The sequence below is a fragment of the Methanolobus sp. WCC1 genome, assembly GCF_045690315.1.
Classification (GTDB): domain Archaea; phylum Halobacteriota; class Methanosarcinia; order Methanosarcinales; family Methanosarcinaceae; genus Methanolobus; species Methanolobus tindarius.
In genome coordinates, this window is the sequence record NZ_CP146979.1 from 2,901,735 (window position 1) to 2,919,506 (window position 17,772).

The following is a 17,772-nucleotide window of genomic DNA, read 5'->3' on the forward strand; positions in this document are numbered from 1 at the left end:
TAAAAACGATACAGGGAGATAAAAATGAAAGATTTCATCAGATCGGATATCGCGGTATCATCAGTAGTTGGAATGATAATGATACTGGCACTTACCATCACATCCGTGAGTGTGATCTTCCTGTATGGAGTTCCTACTATCGATGAAATGGAGGATATGGCAAACGCCCAGAAAGCCGAGCAGGCATTCACAGTACTTGACTCCAGAACAAGTAAGGTAGCCCTTGGTGAGTCCCCAAGCCAGACTACATCCCTTTCCATGATGAGTGGAAAACTCGAAGTAAACGGGAACAACGAATCTTACAATGAAAGCCAGATAGTTGTAATCTCGGTGGATATTGATGCTGCATGGTATAACAGTTTCAAACAAAACAGATACAGATGGCAGGGGTGGAAAGACTACACTGCAAATCCCGGAATGAACGAATTCAATGCTTCCATGGGAAACATCGTTTACAGAGATAATGACAGAATTATCGGTTATGAAGGAGGAGGAGTTTGGTCAATGTATCCTTCCGGAAAATCCGTTATGATCTCACCTCCGGAATTCCACTATAACGGTGAGACACTCACACTTCCGATTATGAAAGTTGAAGGAAACGCATTGCACACCGGAAATCAGGATGTTGATATAACTGTCAGTTCCAATAACATGCCTGTTGTACTTTATCCGGACCCGGGGTCGGACTCCAGAAGAACAAATCCACTTACATCTGATAAAGTTATAATCTACATCAAGAGTGATTTCTATCATGCATGGGCAGAATATGCGAACACCCTTGCATATGCCACTGCTGAAACGGATGAGGCTAACAAGACTGCTATTATCGAACTGGAAGTCATCCCTGCAATGGGAAAAGATACATTGAAGACTGCGTTTAAAGTTGGTTCTGTTAATCCTACTAACCCAGAACCAATCTACAATTTCTCCTTTGACCTTGAAGCCAGGGCATCCCAGGGACTGAATCCGAGTAATTACCAGATAACCGCTACATCCGGCACAAAGACTCTCACATACATTGTTGCAAAAAAGGGTGGTGCTAATCAGCTGCTTGTCGATGTTGAATATGAGGACACCGCAGTGGGCATGGTTGAAACGTGGGAGAACAATGGTATTTTCGTAGTGAGCGGTTCAAATGAAGATCAATCATCAATTGTTGACTTGCTTTCAAAAACCTACACATTGGAATATGATGAAAACAGCGATTTCTCGTGGGACAATGATTCGACTACCAGCCTTGGACCAAACGTAGATTATTCTAAAGGTGATATTATGCCACTCTATAATCTGACGCAGCATTATATGAAACTGATAACAATGGATGGTTCTGTTGTTTTCAATCTTCAACAGCCAGGGCATTCTGACCCGGTGGATTATGACGCATCAACTCTTACATTATACTATGACGGAATGCCCGGAAGCATAACATACCTCCACGTGAGCAGGAATGATCTTTCAGTAAACCTGGATTAAAAATATCACAAATACTCAAAAGAGTGCATTGTTGAACATACTAAACAGCATATGATTTATTTTTAACAAATTGCTTTTATATTATAGAGTCCATACATTGGAAGGATGATGGATAACAAGGGTCAAATTGCGGTTGACTTCCTTCTTGGAATATCGTTATTCCTTATTGCCCTGACCTTTACAGTGCAATTCATACCGGGTATGTTCATGTCAGGCTCAGCAGGAGAAAGCAGTCTGGATTATACCGCATACCGCACGGCCACCGTCCTTGTGGAAGATACGGGATGGTGGGCAAACAGTACAAATAGTGGAACTGACTGGGAAGAGCATCCTGCTAATATTATGAGAATAGGACTTGCTGTTGACGATGATCCCAGTTCAAAGCTCACAAACAGCCCAAACATCATTTCAAGGAATAAAACATTACAAATGATGAATGTTGATGACACCACTTTCATTGAAATGATGGGACTCTACAACAACGTCGATGACACTCCTTTTCACTATGGTTATAATATTTCATTTATACAGGATGGAAATATCCTGATACTAAACAATACCAGTATACTCAGAGGACAGATAATCCCGGAATATCAGGAAAGCACAAAGATAACACGTATAGTCCTTATGGAAAAAGGCAGCATTGCAAGCTTTCATGGTGACGATCTGACAAGTGAGACGGCAAACACAGCTACCATCAATATAACAGGTCCTTTTACAGAGAATATCACAATTCAGATAAGTGACCTGAATCTGACAGGTTCATCTGCATTCCTTAATGCAAGCCTGGATGGCACAATATTAAAACAGCCATCAAATTATACCGTGTGTAAAATGAATGGATGGGAAAAAGCATCCTTCAACGGAACATTATCTTCTGACGATGTCCTGTCTTTTAATTTTGATAAAAAACTTTTCAGTTCGTCCTCAGAATACAGACTTGACCTTGAGTTCAGGAATGTAACACTTCCTACACCCGGGCCTCCTTTTACAAATTACAACGATGAAAATAGCACACATTACGAGCCTGCCTACCTTGTTGTGGAGGTGTGGGAATGAACAATAAAGCACAACTACATACACTTGAGGGTTTGGGTGCAGCCGTCCTGATGACACTTACGATACTTACTATCACACAAAGTACAATGATTGTCACACCGCAGAACGAGCTTGCAATTGATGTGCATCTTGAACAGATAAGTTCTGATGCTCTTACTGTAATGGATATCAACCCTGTGGGATCTGACCAGTGGAACCTGACAGAATGCATTGCAAGCTGGGATATGAATGAAGCAAGTTACCCCAATGATATGGTCGGGAATCTGGATGAACTGGACGGTGGACTTCAGTATCTTTTACCGGATACATTGTACAATGTGGATCTGGCATACATCGAAGGAGATGAATTGAAGGTTAGAAATGCTATCATTAAAGGTCCTGCCGGCAAAAATGCAGTGGTTGCCAGACATTTTGTAACGCTCACAAATGAGACTGTGTCCGAGATGGGAGGAAACTGGAATCTTGGAGATACTGAACTGAGAGTCGTAGAAGTGAGGTTGACAACATGGAAAGTCTGAGAAAAGATACAAAAGGACAGTGGATAGCACTTTCAGGTCTTGTCATATCGCTTATACTCATAGGGCTTGCTGTTCTGGCAAACCAGGCAATCCTTGCAGGTTATCACTCATCTAATGCGGCTCTGGAATTTCCCAAAGAGAATATAAGGGAACTAAACCTGCACACCCATGACAATGCCCAGACAATCAGGGATATGGCATTTTACATGAACAGTACGACCAATGAAACAATTCCTGTTGCCTTTGAGCAATTGTTTGACAATTACAGCATTCAAATGAAAAAGCTATATGCAGTTCACGGAGAAGTCGTAGATGTCACTTTTGTGTCAGTTAATTCCACAAGCGGGAATTATACTATGAATGACATTGACCTGGTACATGTAAACATCAATTATTATGATGGAACCACTCATTATGTGGCTGAACCGGAGATTATAGAGGTGAAGAAATGAAGCGGTTCTTTGCTGATGAGAAAGGAGTATCACTTCTGTTTGAATATATTCTTTTTTCCCTTATATGTATTGGATTTTTTATGATAGTGAGCGTCAATTCAGATGAGATATTCATGCAGACACCAAACGAGGTTGTGATGCAGAACGAGATGAGCGACATCGGAAACATGATGAGCACAATGATTACGGATATGTACATCATTCTTCCGGCAAACGGGAGAATTGAAACGCAATATAACATCCCGCCAAAAGTTGGCACTGAAACATACATCATTGAAGCAGACGTAAATTCTGCAAGCGGCCAGATAATTGAACTGGTATCATCAGATTCCGGAAAGAGAGTAAGAGTTACAATTGCTGGAATTGCCAAGGAAATGGCAATCGAAGGAACTGTAACAAGTAGTTCAACAAATCATATGATCAGCTATGACTCGAGAAGATAGAACAAACGCAGCAGTTTCCGAAACACTTGGATATATCCTGTTATTTGCAATAGTGACCCTGTCCATGGGAGTTATCTATGCCATAGGATACCCGGCACTGCAAAGCAATATGGACGCAAACGTATTTGAAAGCGCAGAACAGAATTTCATTGTACTGCAAAGTAATATGGAGAGAGTTGCCTTTGACCAGACACCTGTTAAAGTGCTTAAATTGAAACTCCAGGCTTCTTCTATAGCTGTCACCAACGAGTCTTCCATATCTGTGGCCTATGACGGGAATTCCATGGTGCCATATCCCACTGGCGAAATTGTGTTTTCAAAAGATGAAAAGACAATAGCCTATGAAATAGGAAGTGTCTTCAAAAAGTATCCCCGTGAAGCCTCAGTGATGGTTTCAGAACCGCCCATATATGTCACTTCACTTGATAATACCAGTGTGACAAAAATAGGTATTGTGTCATTGAATGGAAACTCACAGATGGGCGGAAAAGGAATTGCTACAATTAACCTCAGACACAATTCAAGCAGCATGAGTATGAGCAACTCAACCACCAATGTCAGTGTGCTTATCAACAGCACCCACGCGTTCAAATGGGAGGAATACCTCGGCGAAATGGGATTTACTGTTGACAATGTAACTGAATCAAGTGTTAATGCACATATCAACAATACCATGCTTATCATGAGCAATCACGTTGTAGATGTGGACATATCCTGAATTACATCTTAAAACCAGGAATACAGGAAATCCGGTCTGCAATGCAAACCGGATGCTTTACTTTTTTTTAATTTGGTGTTTAGGGTTTAAAATGGAATTACTATTGTCTTCTTTTTATGGTTGGCTGAACACAGCAAATTCCAGAAGAAAATCAAAGCTCTTGTTGAGATTAAACAGAATTGCAGGATAAATAAAGTGACAACAAACAACACCATCTTAACATACTGCATATAAAAATAAAGAAGCCCTGGCAATCACCAGTAGCTTCAGTATGGATTACAAATATCTGATTCTACAATCAATCAACTTATTCTAATCGTTCCCTTTGGCTTTACATAAATGATATCATTTGCCACAAAGACATCACTTGCATTATTTGAATTATAGACGTACGCTGTAATGTAAACCTTCCCTGCAATTGCACTTGTGAAATTGACTGTGGTGAAGTCCTGTACATCATAGATAGGATTCTCATCAAAGTAGCCAATATTATTAAAAAGATATACAGATACAAGGGAAGCATTACCATTTGAATCTTTAAATGTTAATTTCACCGGAGTAGAAGTATCTATATCAATGGAGTCATTACATTCAATATTTACAGAACCTAATGGCAAAGATGACATTCCTCCTCCAGTACCTCCTACACTACTTCCTCCAACATTACCAATCTTGATTTCAACAATCTCTCCACTAATGTCAGTATATGTTACAGTGGAAGTTGGCAAGATGATAGGCACATAACCTGCACCATTTATTTTCATTTGATACCATATGCCCCATTTATCGCCAGGACCCATATTTGGCAACTGCCATTCCAAAGTTGAAATTGAACCAGATGTAGTTATGGTGGGTTCTGCATTTCCTGTTGCAGGTGCTGTGGGTATATCAAAGTATGTCAGGTTTCCTGTAGTGGAGTTACTGCTACCTGACTGATAGGTTGCTCTTGAGATCGAAAGTGGACTCACATAGTTATATGGCACATGTATATCAAGCACAGGACCGCCTGCAGAGAAATTGGTAATCTGCATGGCAATTCCCTGGAAGATCTCCTTCAGGATACTGGAATTTGGTGCGAAATAATATTCTCCGCCGGTTATAGTTGCAATTTCCTCCAGAATCGGATCTACTTCAGATTCACTGTTTCCAAATCCTACGGTGTAGATAACTGTGTCATTGTCCCTTGCCCTGTAAGCTTCTTCCAGCAATGAATGATAACCTGCATTATCAAGTCCGTCTGTCATGATAACTATAGTAGAATTACCGTTTGCAGATGAAAGTTCATTATTAGCCAGATAAAGACCTTCATCAATTGCCGTAAGTCCATCGGCTGTAATGGTGTCAATTGCATTTTCCAGGTGTGCCAGGGAATCATTCTCAAAAGTTGAAGTTACACTACCTGTCCACTGGTTCCATGAAACCGGAGTCGAAACCGGTGTCTGGTCAGTATCACTGAAAACAATATCAAAGCACTCATAATACCTGGTAGATGATGTTTCAACCTCTGTAACTATATCCCATGATGAACCGTCCCATCTCTGGATATTAAGATCATTACTACCATCCGAAGTCATAAGGAAGATGGCATCAGATGAAGGATCAGGAGTCAACTGAACCCAGCGTGTATAACCACTACTTCCTATGGCATATGTTGATGATTCTGAACTCCAGGTGCTGCCATCCCATGTTCTGTATTTAGGAACCGGGCTATCTTCACCCCATACAATGATACCTGTACCACTGTTCTCTTCAAATGCAACATCCACAGACCTTCTACTGTATTCATAAACATCCCTCTCTACTCTGAAAGGCGATTCCCAGGAAGAACCATCCCAGTCTGTTACATAAACATCGTATGACCTGTCTTCTGTAGCAAGAAGAATCCGGTCTGAGTTTGGATCTGCTGCCATCTTTACCCAGTAAACATAGTCTGAATAAGAGTACATTGTTGTTTCTGAATTCCATGAGCTGCCACTCCATATGCGATATTTCATGTGGCCATCATAGTCAGCCCAGGCAACTATTGCTCTTCCTGAGTTCTGTTCATACATGACATCGAAGCACTGGTAGCTTTCAATTACGACATCATCGGTCAATTCTATCTGATTACCCCAGGAAGAACCATCCCATATCTGGGCACAGAGATCATACTTGTCATCCATTGTCACAAGTATCATTTCATCTGAATTCGGATTTGCTTCAAGCCGAACCCATCTTACATTACCTTTGCCTTCGTTGTTACTGTATACAAGAGACTCTGAACTCCATGAAGAACCGTCCCATACACGATAAAGTGGGACACCATCGTCTTCTCCCATATCCATATAAGTTATTATTGCATCCCCAGATACCTGTTCGTATTTCAGGTCAAAACCTCTCTGACCATAAGACTCAAGATTACTTGAGAACTGATCGACTGCACCCCAGGAAGAACCATCCCATATCTGGACATTGACATCATAACTGTCATCAGATGTTGCCATAATTATTTCTGATTCTGTTGGACTTGATTCCAGAGCCACATAAACCGGACTGGCACCTACATAATTAGCAGATGTCTCTGAAGACCAGTCGCTACCGTCCCATGTTCTTACCTTTGGAGTACCGCCACCTCCTCCACTGTCATAATAAGCTGTCATTACAGTGTCAATATCAGTGGTGGAGACATCTACAGTAAACTTCGTATCTGCCTGAGCTCCGGCACCTTTGGAGACATCAATATTGTATGTTTCACCTGCGGTAAGCAATGCTGAAACTTCGCAGTAACTTGTACCTGTTGCTGATGAAAGAGCATCGATTCCATCATAGAGAGTTACGTTCACTGTAGTGGAATCATCCCATGATACGTTGAATATGTAATATCCATCTGTATCAGGAGTGAAGTAACCAACCCACGTACTGTTAGCCAGCACATAACTTGTCTGGCTGTCACTTGAAACTACATCCTCGTAACTATAAAGAGCAAGTCCCGCACTGTCGCCTCTTGTTTCGTCAAAGCTTGACATAAAGGCATGTGAAGACAACTGTGTTGCACTCTTTTTGTCGATGTAAGTTGTAATTGTGAAATCTGCCTGACCAGAACCTGAACCTGTGACATTGACCGTCCAGTTACCTGTTTCTACAGTATCTGTGTCATCATCAGGATAAATGTAAGACAAAGGATGAATCCATATGTATTCTCCTGTTGTGCTGTTTGGATAATATCCCGTTGTGTTATCATTGGCACCATATACAATTCCTGATGGGCTTATAAGCTGGAGATCGAAATCCGCAGAACTGTCATCCCAATCAAGCTGTACTTTAAGATCGTTAATCGTTTCATTGATGAATATAGTATCATCAAAAGAATCTTTTTCCACTACGTTTACAGAACAATCATAGCCACCTGCATTCAGGTCGATAGTGTTTGGATAATATTCAATGCGAGTACCGTTCCAGAATAATTCCACGTTACGGACTTCACTTGTCCAGCTTCCCTGGCCATCGTACTCATGATAATCATAGAAGCTAATTGTATTAGAACCGGCTTCCAAAATGTTGCTAAGATCATATTCATAACTGGCCCACTGACCATTTAAACTGGAAGTATCACGGGATGGAAGTGATGTAAAATACTGGCCATTGATTTGTATGAGACATTCTCCTTCTGTGGAAGTACCGGAACTTAGCTCAAAAACGGTGTCAAGGTCATACCCATCAAATTTGAGTGTGTATTCCTGAAGCTCCAGCGAGTCCTCAAAAGTATAATCATACGGAGTAAAACCCTCAACACCATACTCTATCTCAGATACATCGTAATCGCTTAGTTCCTGAGAAATCGTAGCATAAATTTCACTGAGATCGGAACTATCGGGAGCGTTATAGTAAGTGCCTCCGGTTTCTGATGCGATGTGACGAAGCAGGGCTTCATCAAGACTGCTTCCAAGACCTATTGTATAGATAGTCACACCATTTGCATTTGCGTATGCTATGGCATTTTCACCATTCTGGTCAGAACCTGCGTTTGTTTCTCCGTCAGTAAGGACGATCATTACTTTTCTGGCACTTGAACGGCCATGGTTTATTAGAAGATCATTTGCATCCGCCATACCTTCGCCCATGGCAGTTGAACCACCATCTGTAATCGAATCGATGGCACTTTTCACAGATACTTTATTGTTATAATCATTGAGCAGTGTCATGTCCTTGTTCACACCGCTTGAACTTGCAAATGAAACAATACCAACCTCTGAGTTTGAGACAAGGTTATCAGTGAACTCTTTTGCCGCATCCCTTGCATCCTGAATAGGAGTTCCCGACATACTGCCTGAACGGTCAATGACGAGAACAACATCCAGAGGACTTCCTGCATAGTAGTCCGGATCCATACTGCCTGAACGGTCAAGCACAAGCATTGCACTTGCTGCCGGTCTTACAATTGGCAGTTCACCTTCTATTGAAATCTCAGTTGTGATATTCACAATAGAACCTGAGTTTACTGATGTCGGACTTACAGCCAGTTTAACACTAAGGAAAGGTTCAGCTTTGACACTGATATTGGTCAGCATTGTCACATTCCCGCTAATTGCCTGAATACTTGTGTTACCGGACACGTTTCCGGAAAACAGTCCGGATATGCGGCCTTCTGAATCGGTTGTGGCGTTTATTAAATTAGTATCATTGTAACCATTTATTGTTAGTGTTCCTACTGTTGTATTTGTATTGTTGAACAGAACATGGATATTCGGAAGAGTATGACCCCATTCATCCAGGGCCACCAATGTTATGTTAGCATCATGATTTCCATTCAAGTCCTGGGAAAGAACTGCACCTGGATTTGCATAGAAGTCCATTGAATCAAGAGATCCTGCTGTAAAATAAAGAGAAGTACTGTTTGTGAAATTAGTATAACCTGATTCATTCCTATAGGTTGCAGTTACTGAAAGTGATTCGATATAAGGTGTTGGGCCGACAACAGTGTTTGCACTTCCCTGGCTATTCAATGGCACCAGCACAATACTCCCGCCATCAGTTCTGAACTGAACCTGCTCTTTGATAGGAGTTGAAAGTGGCAATATTGGATTCATAAATTGATCCACTGGCCTGGCCGAAAGGGTGTAACGATCCTCATTGTTTGAAAGAGCGTACTCAGGAGTGTAGCTCAAAAAGAAGTAATCGATTAGATCTGCTGTTCCTGTTATAGTGACATTATGCTCAAGTGATGTGTTCAGGACATTGATGGTGACAATATTTCCGCCTGCCCTTTTGTCGGTTGTAAATGTGTTTGGAACTATACCGCTTGAGTCTGTAGTACCATCATAAAATGACAGGTGAGCTGAATTATAGACGTTGGGACTGTTATAAACAGTATCTTCTGGTGATGTTACTGAAAAACTAATATTGACATTTTCTATCGGATTGGAAAAAGAATCATAAACAATAGCAGAAATGTTGGAACTGGTGTTTACCGTGTATTCTTTGTCATATATGACTTTCATAAGTCCTGGTGAACCAGGGATAATATCAAGGTATGTGGTGTTTGTAACTGAACCAACTGTTGAGTAGATAGTGATGTTACCGGCAACCGTGCAGTTAAAGGAGAGAAGGAAATCGTCGGATGGTGATGCAACGTAAGTAACGTTTCTTTCGGTAGAACTTGCATTCAGGTGGGATACTGTTGAAGCATCAACATACATCTCCAGGTCGTGTAAAGGAACGCCAAAGATATCTTTCACTATTATATTCAGATTTACCGGTGTGCTGTAGTTGATATTACCCAGCGTGTCGGTTGGTGAAAATGTAATGTTTGTAATATTACCTGCCGTGTTCTGAGATTGATCAGCATGGACTGTTATAGATAATACGGATAATGGAGAAAAGGTTACAGTTGTATGGTTAGAGACATTACCGGCACTTGCATTAACATGGGCTGTGCCTGATACTGTCGAATTTATACTTACTTCAGCCATACCGGATGAATTTGAATAAACTGAAGAGAGACTAAGTACACCAAGATCCGTTGTGAAGTTTACCAGTGCATTATTCACAGGAGTTCCATTGTCTGAGATTAATACACTTATGTTGACCGCTTCTGCGGCATTACCCTGTACATCAGTTGTGAGAAATTCGACATCCAGCGCTAAAGCAGAGATTGAAAAGATGATAAATATCAAGAGAAAGTATGTTACTTTTTTTAAGAATACCATTAAGCCACCACATCATTGTTTTATTGTCACCACAAAAAATAGATTTTAGTTTTTCAAATAAATCCATTATATCGTCTTTTTATGGCATTAATAATATAAGACTTTTTGTATATTGGATATTTGTGTTATTTTGCACATATTCCCATATATAATAAGAATCTCAAGATCTTGGTCTTCTTCAGATGAAATTTGTGAAGATATTATTATATAATACAAATACAATTATAAAAATGGGGATTTTTTGGATAATCGTGGACAGATGCAAATAGACTACATAATAGGAATATCAATATTCCTGACTAGTATTATTTTCCTATTTTCATATACTTCAGGTTTATTCCTGCCCTTTCAGTCAAACTCCGACGAAATTACCCTGATTGCAGACAGAATATCTACCAACATCGTAGAACAGGAACTCAGTGCCCGGGAACCTGGACATATAACCCTTCTTGACGGAAAAAAGGTCTCTACCTTTTTCTCAGAAATAAATAGTAATTACGGTGGAATTCTCAATTTTTACGGATTAAACGGTACGTACCTGCGCTATGACATGAATGTCACAATAGAGAATGAGACCAGCATATTATATTCCGGTGGCGGTATTATTACGTATCTGCACATTACGAGTAATGAGCTGCATGCCACTGTCAGTTAGATATAGAGAATATGGTTTATTCACATTTAGTTCACAGAAAACCTTAAATTAGCCATTAGCCTTTAGAAATCCCATAAGGTGAATTTAATGAAGAAAGCAATCATCGAGACCGGTAAAGGAAATATTGTCCTTGAATTGTTCGAGAAGGACGCACCAAAGACTGTTGAGAACTTTGAGAAGCTCATTAAGGAAGGATTCTATGACGGACTTACTTTCCACAGAGTTATTCCAAACTTCGTAATCCAGGGCGGATGCCCAAGAGGAGACGGAACCGGTGGACCAGGATATACCATCAAATGTGAAACAAAGAACAACCCACGCAAACACGGCACAGGTTCACTTTCAATGGCACACGCAGGAAAGAACACCGGTGGAAGCCAGTTCTTTATCACACACTCACCACAGCCACATCTTGATGGCGTACACACCGTCTTCGGCCAGGTAATCGAAGGTCAGGATGTCGTCAACAAGATTAAGGCAAGAGACAAGATGAACAAAGTCACTGTTGTAGAAGAATAATTATTTTGTTTTGGCAGCTTTTGTGCTGCTACTCTCTATTTTTTGGTGTGATGATTTTGGATAGTGGAATTGCTATTTGGATTAAATAGTATAATCTCTTAGTTGAATTATTGGAAGAGAAGGGTGTATTGGAGTACGAAGAGTGGGAGAATAAGTTACGTGCTAGATTGGATAATGTTAAAGGGTTAACTAAGTTTGAAGATTTGAAAGATTGATGATGCTAAAGATACGGGAGAATATACTAAAGTTTAGATAAAACACAGTCATCAAACCATTTAGGAACTGGGCCATCAGTAGTTAATTTAATAGTGCCATCTTTGCATTTTTCAGCAAATAACCACATATCATCACCCGAATTATCAAAGATATAAGCTCTTTTACAAAACTCCAACGCATTTAGTAGATTCTCATGAGATTCCCAATATCGCTTATGTGTTTTTTCTGGTGGAACATCGTGTCCACCATCCAATACACGTGACTCTATACGTTCACAATTTGATTGTGGACCACTAGTGCTTACAAAATATAGATAGACCATCCAGCCACACTGGGTTGCCTTTTTAATGTAATCTATTTTTGATGGATGAGACAAAACAGTTTCAAATGAAAATAATCGCTCATTTGATTTTAAAAAACATTCTCTCAAATAGTCAGATAGCATCGCACCCATATAGGAGCTATTTTTGATAATGTTGAAACAATTATTTTCAATTATTATGTTATTTTCATCGACTTCTAGCTTATCATAAAAATGATAATTTAAAACAAAGTCTTTGAAATCAGCTTCATCAACATTTAATCCAAAATCATCAAAATTGAGAACTTTCACCGAGTTCAGAGCATCGGGATTTATGTGCCGATTGGGATTTATTAATTGAGGTTTTTCATCTTTAATCCACTGATTAACCAATGTTGTTTTTCCAGACCCATTTGGGCCTGCAAAAATCCGAATCCTCTGATTCATATTTTATATATTCGTTTTTCTGGATTTACCAGATGTTTTTCGATTTTTCTAATTACTTCAGTAGTTCCATTTGGATATATCTTTACAATATTGTCGCCACGTTGTACTGTTACTGGAATTCCACGGCTCAATGCACTTTGTCTGGCATTGGTGGATGCTTTTACAGCAAGTCTGGCTAGGCTCATCGTAGTGGATTCTTTTGTTCTTCTTGTATTTGTTTTTCTCATCTTAGATGAAAAGCATACAGAACGGCGGAAACGGGGTGAATTTCTGTTTTTTGCAAAATCCATGTTTCGATACCTCCAAAATAGCTGATATTAATGTATAATTCTGCTATATGTAACTTGTACATAAATACATTTGTGAAAACTGACCAAATAAATAATACAAGAATTATACCATCAATACAAACTTAACTCCCTATCTGAACATCTAGCTCCTAAGATATATGTCATATATTTACCCTTCAGATTTTCACATAATTTCAAAAATCTATTGAGATTGTTATATTATTTTGTATTTGTTTTGATTTGACTTAAAATTGTCATTTCCTAACCAAATCCTTATATTCATTTGAAATACTCCTTAACTTAACAGTATCACTATCAGGAAAATTACTTATATCAGAAAGAGGAACTTAGCGTTATGCTGTCAAGAACATAACGCTTAATTAATGGATATTTTGCGTTTAGTTCGGCTGGCTGCATTCAGGAAGGTAGTAATTATGACATTTAACAAAAAACTAATTCTGGCTATTGCAGCCATACTTGCACTTGTAGTATTTGTAAGTGGCTGTGCCGACACCAATGCGGGTGAAGATGTAGAGACTGACGTAAACACAGATAGTGGTTCAGGTGAAGTCACCACCATTACAGTATCTGCAGCAGCAAGTCTTACAGAAGCATTCACAGAACTTGAAACCGCTTTTGAAGAAGAGAATCCTGACATTGATGTGAACTACAACTTTGCAGGTTCAGGAACACTCAGGATGCAGATAGAAGGTGGAGCACCAATTGACGTGTTCGCATCAGCATCACAGAGCCATATGAATATATTAAGCAACCAGTCCTTAATAGTAGAAGATTCAAGAAAGGACTTTGCAGCAAACACAGTTGTACTGATAACCCCTGTTGACAGTGAACTGGATATAACAGGAGCAGAAGACCTTCTTTCAGATGATGTTGAAACAATCAGCATTGGAAATCCTGAAACCGCACCAGTTGGAAAATACACTGTAGAAGCACTGGAACAGGCAGGTCTCTGGGATGAACTTCAGTCCAAAACACTCCTTGCAGATGATGTAAAGCAGGTGCTCGTATACGTTGAAAGAGGAGAAGTTGGTGCAGGATTTGTCTACAGTACAGATGCAGCAACAGCAGATTCAGGAACCATCGAAGTAAAAGCGACCATTCCAACTGTAACACCAATCAGCTATCCGATTGCAGTAGTTGCAGGATCAGAACACGAAACGCAAGCCCAGACATTTGTTGACTTTGTCACATCTGAAGAAGGAATGACAATCCTGCAGTCTTACGGATTCACAGCATAAAAGGAAAAAATAAATGTTCGACCAGATTGGATTTCCCCTGTTAATCACACTCAAAATCGCCGGCCTGTCCACATTAATTGTGGCAATGACAGGAATGGTGATATCATACATACTTGCAAGACGTGATTTCAGGGGCAAATGGCTGGCCGACATTCTCGTAACCTTACCCCTTGTACTCCCGCCTACAGTTACAGGATACCTTCTGGTAGTGTTGCTTGGGAAAAAAGGAGTACTTGGGAGTATTCTCTACAACCTGACAGGATGGAGCATAGTATTCACCTGGCAGGCAGCAGTAATTGCAGCTTTTGTCGTATCCCTGCCTCTAATGGTTAAAACCACTACAGCCGCTATAGAAGCAGTTGACAGGGAATACGAATATGCCGCATTCACCCTTGGAAGAAAAGAACTTGACACCGCACTTTTTATCACGCTTCCGCTTGCAAAGAAAGGAATACTTGCAGGAATAGTCCTCAGTTTTGCAAGGGCTGTCGGTGAATTCGGTGCAACACTTATGTTTGCCGGAAACATTCCGGGAAGAACTAACACAATGTCGATTTCAATTTACAGCGCATTTCAGGCAGGAAACAACAGTCTTGCCAACATGCTGGTCATCATACTGATAGTAATGTCCCTGCTTTCAATGGCCATAACTGCAAAGATTATCAACAACTGGAAGATATGAGGTAAAGTCATGGGCATTAAAGCGGATTTCAGAAGAAGATATTACCGGAAAAAAAGTGACAAGAAAAAAGGTATTGAAGCCCTTTTCACACTCGATGCCCAGTTTGAGGTAGGCGATGAGCTTGCAGTATTTTTCGGTCGTTCCGGTTCAGGAAAAACAACAGCTCTTCAGTGTATCTCAGGGCTGCTGGAACCAAATGGCGGCAAAATAGTTGTAAACGGCAATGTGTACTTTGATTGTCACAAGAGAATTAACCTGCCAGTACAGCAGCGCAGCCTTGGTTACGTTTTTCAGAGCTATGCACTTTTTCCTCACATGGATGTGAAAAAGAACATTGCCTACGGACTGAAAGGATGGGATGAGAAAGACAGGGAAGAAAGAGTTAATGAAATGCTCCAAATGCTTGAGATCAAGGGACTGGAAGATAATTATCCTTCCCAGCTTTCAGGCGGCCAGAAACAAAGAGTTGCACTGGCTAGGGCACTGGCACCAAAACCCGACATACTACTACTGGACGAACCTTTTTCCGCTCTTGACAGGGTCGTGCGCATGAAGCTTAGGGAGAAAATTAAGGAAATCCAGAGGGAACTGAAGATTCCTGTTCTTTTCATTACTCACAACCATGTTGAAGCTTTTACCATCGCAGACAAGATTGTGATATTCCATGATGGAAGAGTTCAGCAGATTGGAACTCCCGAAGAGGTGTTCTACCATCCAAAGAACAGCCATGTTGCCGAGCTTGTTGGTATCACAAACATATTCACGGATTCTTCGGTTATCAAAGATGATGAAATGGCAGGAACACTTACTATCGGCTGTGAAAACCTGAAAGTAACTGCAAAAAGACCTGAATGTCAGGTCAAAGAAAGAATATCCTGGGGAATCAGACCTGAGAACCTGCGCATACTGCCTGAAACTGATGAAGCTATCAGCAATGAAAATACCTTCCATGCATGTGTAAAAAGCATGGTGAACAAAGGTTCGACTAAAACTCTTGCCCTTGAGATAAAAGAACATAATAACCTGATGATAGCTGAGATATCCGACCAGTTCTTTGAAAGTCTTAACCTGAAAGAAAATGACAGGTGTCTTGTACGTATTGAAAGGGACAGGATAGTTCTGTTCTGATGTTTATTTTTTGCAATTAATTAATGTCCAATAAACTTTTAAAGTTGCATTACCTTTTCTGTATGAAGAGATGAAATTCATTGAAAGGCTTTTTGGAAAAAAGCAGGAAAAAGAAGAATCTCATTCAGCTGTTTTTGAGTTCAGGGAACTTGCCGCAATTGTGACAGAGGAATCTGAAAAACAGATAGAGGAACTCAAACCTGTTGTAGGAGAAAGGTACAGGTCAATCAGAGCTTCACTAAGTGAACTTGAAAAATTAAAGGAAGATTTACTGTCTGCTGAACCTATTGAAAATGTCAGCAAACGTGGAGAAAAACTGGGAGATTCTAACAGGGATAATGTTGTCAACAACCTGAATCTCATTCACGACAAACTGAAGGTTCCTGAAGATACATCCCCTATTACAGCCTCGGAATTTTTCAAAGAATCAAAATCACTACTTAAAACTGTCCTTGATAATACAAGTCGCAGCCTGATGTATATCAAAGCTCTTTACCCCCGGGAACACCAGAAAATTAATCAGGGTCTTGCTGAACTTGAGGATTCTCTTGATGAACTCTACTCCTCAATTACGCAGGGAATTAAAAGAGTTGAAAGCCTGGAACAAATTGCATCAGAGATTGAAAATATAAAAAAAATAGAAGAGGAAATGGACAACAGCGCCAAAAAGATTCAGGAAATGCATTCCAGATATGATGCTTCAAAAGAAAAAGTTGTAAAAGCAGATTCAAGGCTTGCAGAACTGGTGAACAGTGAAGAATTTGAAAAAGCAAAACAACTGAAAAGTGAGATAAAAACAGTTGAATTAGAAATCACTGATATTGAAGCAGAAGCAAAGAGATTATTTACACCTCTTTCCAAAGCACTTTCAAGAATGGAGAAACAGGACAATAATGAAAAATGTGTGCTTTCACCTGACAACAGGGCAATGCTAAAGTCAATAAAAGAAGAGCCTGCTAATGCAATTGAAAAGAATATCGATCCTTTCCTTTCCGAACTTACAAACAGAATAGAGAGTGGCGAACTCGGACTGAAAGAACAGATGTGTGAGAAAGCCCTCAAACAGATAGAAGTTCTAAGTGACAGGTCAGTAATATCATCACTTGTTGAACACAGGAAAGAGCATCTTGAAGAGAAAGATGAACTTCTTGAGGAGCTGAACAGTCTTAGCATCTACCAGGAAAAAGAAGATATCGAGAAGGTGATGGAGAAATACAACCAGACTATAAAAGATGTGAATGATGATATCGATTCTGAGAGCAAGCACGTATTTAACCTTAAAGAAGAAATTGAAATTAAAAAATCAGATCTTCTGTCAAATATAAGAGAGATATTTGGGGAAGAAACTGAGATTAAGTACAATGAATGAATGAATTCAATCCTGTTTATTTCTATTTTTATTTACCATTCATTCGACATACGTACTG

The 17,772-nt window shown here is 39.9% G+C and carries 15 protein-coding genes; 12 read left to right on the forward strand and 3 right to left on the reverse strand.

The features are described 5' to 3' along the window. Positions 1 to 24: 24 nt before the first annotated feature. The 6 genes from V7O61_RS13795 to V7O61_RS13820 all read left to right on the forward strand — a co-directional run bounded on the left by V7O61_RS13795 (position 25) and on the right by V7O61_RS13820 (position 4,663). Positions 25 to 1,473 carry a hypothetical protein gene (locus V7O61_RS13795; RefSeq protein ID WP_407283288.1) on the forward strand — a complete coding sequence of 483 codons (1,449 nt, stop codon included), beginning with the start codon at positions 25 to 27 and terminating at the stop codon, positions 1,471 to 1,473. A gap of 105 nt (positions 1,474 to 1,578) precedes the next feature. Next, complete coding sequence (locus V7O61_RS13800) at positions 1,579 to 2,532, forward strand: hypothetical protein (RefSeq protein WP_407283287.1); 954 nt, start codon at positions 1,579 to 1,581, stop codon at positions 2,530 to 2,532. After that, a complete protein-coding gene (locus V7O61_RS13805; protein ID WP_407283286.1) occupies positions 2,529 to 3,050 on the forward strand; it encodes a hypothetical protein in 522 nt (173 codons plus the stop codon). Before V7O61_RS13800 ends, V7O61_RS13805 begins: the two co-directional genes overlap by 4 nt. Further along, positions 3,038 to 3,502 (forward strand): hypothetical protein, encoded by a 465-nt coding sequence (locus tag V7O61_RS13810; protein WP_023845412.1) that lies wholly within the window; start codon positions 3,038 to 3,040, stop codon positions 3,500 to 3,502. The genes V7O61_RS13805 and V7O61_RS13810 overlap by 13 nt, the downstream gene beginning before the upstream one ends. After that, entirely contained in the window at positions 3,499 to 3,945 is a 447-nt protein-coding gene (locus V7O61_RS13815; protein ID WP_023845411.1) for a hypothetical protein, read from the forward strand. The genes V7O61_RS13810 and V7O61_RS13815 overlap by 4 nt, the downstream gene beginning before the upstream one ends. Then, entirely contained in the window at positions 3,929 to 4,663 is a 735-nt protein-coding gene (locus tag V7O61_RS13820) for a hypothetical protein (RefSeq protein WP_407283285.1), read from the forward strand. Before V7O61_RS13815 ends, V7O61_RS13820 begins: the two co-directional genes overlap by 17 nt. A gap of 302 nt (positions 4,664 to 4,965) precedes the next feature. Here the strand turns inward: V7O61_RS13820 and V7O61_RS13825 are convergent, their stop codons facing one another. Beyond that, the gene (locus tag V7O61_RS13825) at positions 4,966 to 10,848 is read right to left on the reverse strand and encodes a VWA domain-containing protein (protein WP_407283284.1); all 5,883 of its coding nucleotides are present in this window, start codon (positions 10,846 to 10,848) and stop codon (positions 4,966 to 4,968) included. Between the two features lie 241 nt (positions 10,849 to 11,089). Here V7O61_RS13825 and V7O61_RS13830 point away from each other — a divergent pair, with 241 nt between their 5' ends. Together V7O61_RS13830 and V7O61_RS13835 are read left to right on the forward strand one after the other, a co-directional pair. Continuing rightward, the gene (locus tag V7O61_RS13830) at positions 11,090 to 11,503 is read left to right on the forward strand and encodes a hypothetical protein (protein WP_288068944.1); all 414 of its coding nucleotides are present in this window, start codon (positions 11,090 to 11,092) and stop codon (positions 11,501 to 11,503) included. A gap of 87 nt (positions 11,504 to 11,590) precedes the next feature. After that, on the forward strand, positions 11,591 to 12,022 hold the full coding sequence (locus V7O61_RS13835) for a peptidylprolyl isomerase (RefSeq protein WP_023845402.1): 432 nt from the start codon (positions 11,591 to 11,593) through the stop codon (positions 12,020 to 12,022). 241 nt (positions 12,023 to 12,263) lie between these two features. On the opposite strand, the gene V7O61_RS13840 is transcribed toward V7O61_RS13835, so the two are convergent. Beyond that, the gene (locus tag V7O61_RS13840) at positions 12,264 to 12,986 is read right to left on the reverse strand and encodes a hypothetical protein (protein WP_288068945.1); all 723 of its coding nucleotides are present in this window, start codon (positions 12,984 to 12,986) and stop codon (positions 12,264 to 12,266) included. Continuing rightward, positions 12,983 to 13,276 carry a hypothetical protein gene (locus V7O61_RS13845; RefSeq protein WP_288068947.1) on the reverse strand — a complete coding sequence of 98 codons (294 nt, stop codon included), beginning with the start codon at positions 13,274 to 13,276 and terminating at the stop codon, positions 12,983 to 12,985. Before V7O61_RS13845 ends, V7O61_RS13840 begins: the two co-directional genes overlap by 4 nt. A gap of 434 nt (positions 13,277 to 13,710) precedes the next feature. Between V7O61_RS13845 and modA the strand changes: the two genes are divergently transcribed. From modA to V7O61_RS13865, 4 genes are all read left to right on the forward strand, one after another. Then, entirely contained in the window at positions 13,711 to 14,535 is an 825-nt protein-coding gene (gene modA / locus V7O61_RS13850) for a molybdate ABC transporter substrate-binding protein (RefSeq protein ID WP_288068948.1), read from the forward strand. A gap of 13 nt (positions 14,536 to 14,548) precedes the next feature. Further along, positions 14,549 to 15,217: a molybdate ABC transporter permease subunit gene (gene modB, locus V7O61_RS13855; protein ID WP_023845399.1), complete on the forward strand. Its 669-nt coding sequence runs from the start codon at positions 14,549 to 14,551 to the stop codon at positions 15,215 to 15,217. Positions 15,218 to 15,226: 9 nt separating this feature from the next. Further along, complete coding sequence (locus tag V7O61_RS13860) at positions 15,227 to 16,345, forward strand: ABC transporter ATP-binding protein (RefSeq protein WP_288068951.1); 1,119 nt, start codon at positions 15,227 to 15,229, stop codon at positions 16,343 to 16,345. A gap of 70 nt (positions 16,346 to 16,415) precedes the next feature. Continuing rightward, on the forward strand, positions 16,416 to 17,714 hold the full coding sequence (locus V7O61_RS13865) for a hypothetical protein (RefSeq protein WP_407283283.1): 1,299 nt from the start codon (positions 16,416 to 16,418) through the stop codon (positions 17,712 to 17,714). Positions 17,715 to 17,772: the final 58 nt, after the last annotated feature.

What these genes read in the sequence shown, in the direction of transcription:
- V7O61_RS13795 (WP_407283288.1), top strand. Translation starts at nt 25, where the DNA reads ATGAAAGATTTCATCAGATCGGATATCGCGGTATCATCAGTAGTTGGA.
- V7O61_RS13800 (WP_407283287.1), top strand. Translation starts at nt 1,579, where the DNA reads ATGATGGATAACAAGGGTCAAATTGCGGTTGACTTCCTTCTTGGAATA.
- V7O61_RS13805 (WP_407283286.1), top strand. Translation starts at nt 2,529, where the DNA reads ATGAACAATAAAGCACAACTACATACACTTGAGGGTTTGGGTGCAGCC.
- V7O61_RS13810 (WP_023845412.1), top strand. Translation starts at nt 3,038, where the DNA reads ATGGAAAGTCTGAGAAAAGATACAAAAGGACAGTGGATAGCACTTTCA.
- V7O61_RS13815 (WP_023845411.1), top strand. Translation starts at nt 3,499, where the DNA reads ATGAAGCGGTTCTTTGCTGATGAGAAAGGAGTATCACTTCTGTTTGAA.
- V7O61_RS13820 (WP_407283285.1), top strand. Translation starts at nt 3,929, where the DNA reads ATGACTCGAGAAGATAGAACAAACGCAGCAGTTTCCGAAACACTTGGA.
- V7O61_RS13825 (WP_407283284.1), bottom strand. Translation starts at nt 10,848, where the DNA reads ATGGTATTCTTAAAAAAAGTAACATACTTTCTCTTGATATTTATCATC.
- V7O61_RS13835 (WP_023845402.1), top strand. Translation starts at nt 11,591, where the DNA reads ATGAAGAAAGCAATCATCGAGACCGGTAAAGGAAATATTGTCCTTGAA.
- V7O61_RS13840 (WP_288068945.1), bottom strand. Translation starts at nt 12,986, where the DNA reads ATGAATCAGAGGATTCGGATTTTTGCAGGCCCAAATGGGTCTGGAAAA.
- V7O61_RS13845 (WP_288068947.1), bottom strand. Translation starts at nt 13,276, where the DNA reads ATGGATTTTGCAAAAAACAGAAATTCACCCCGTTTCCGCCGTTCTGTA.
- modA (WP_288068948.1), top strand. Translation starts at nt 13,711, where the DNA reads ATGACATTTAACAAAAAACTAATTCTGGCTATTGCAGCCATACTTGCA.
- modB (WP_023845399.1), top strand. Translation starts at nt 14,549, where the DNA reads ATGTTCGACCAGATTGGATTTCCCCTGTTAATCACACTCAAAATCGCC.
- V7O61_RS13860 (WP_288068951.1), top strand. Translation starts at nt 15,227, where the DNA reads ATGGGCATTAAAGCGGATTTCAGAAGAAGATATTACCGGAAAAAAAGT.
- V7O61_RS13865 (WP_407283283.1), top strand. Translation starts at nt 16,416, where the DNA reads ATGAAATTCATTGAAAGGCTTTTTGGAAAAAAGCAGGAAAAAGAAGAA.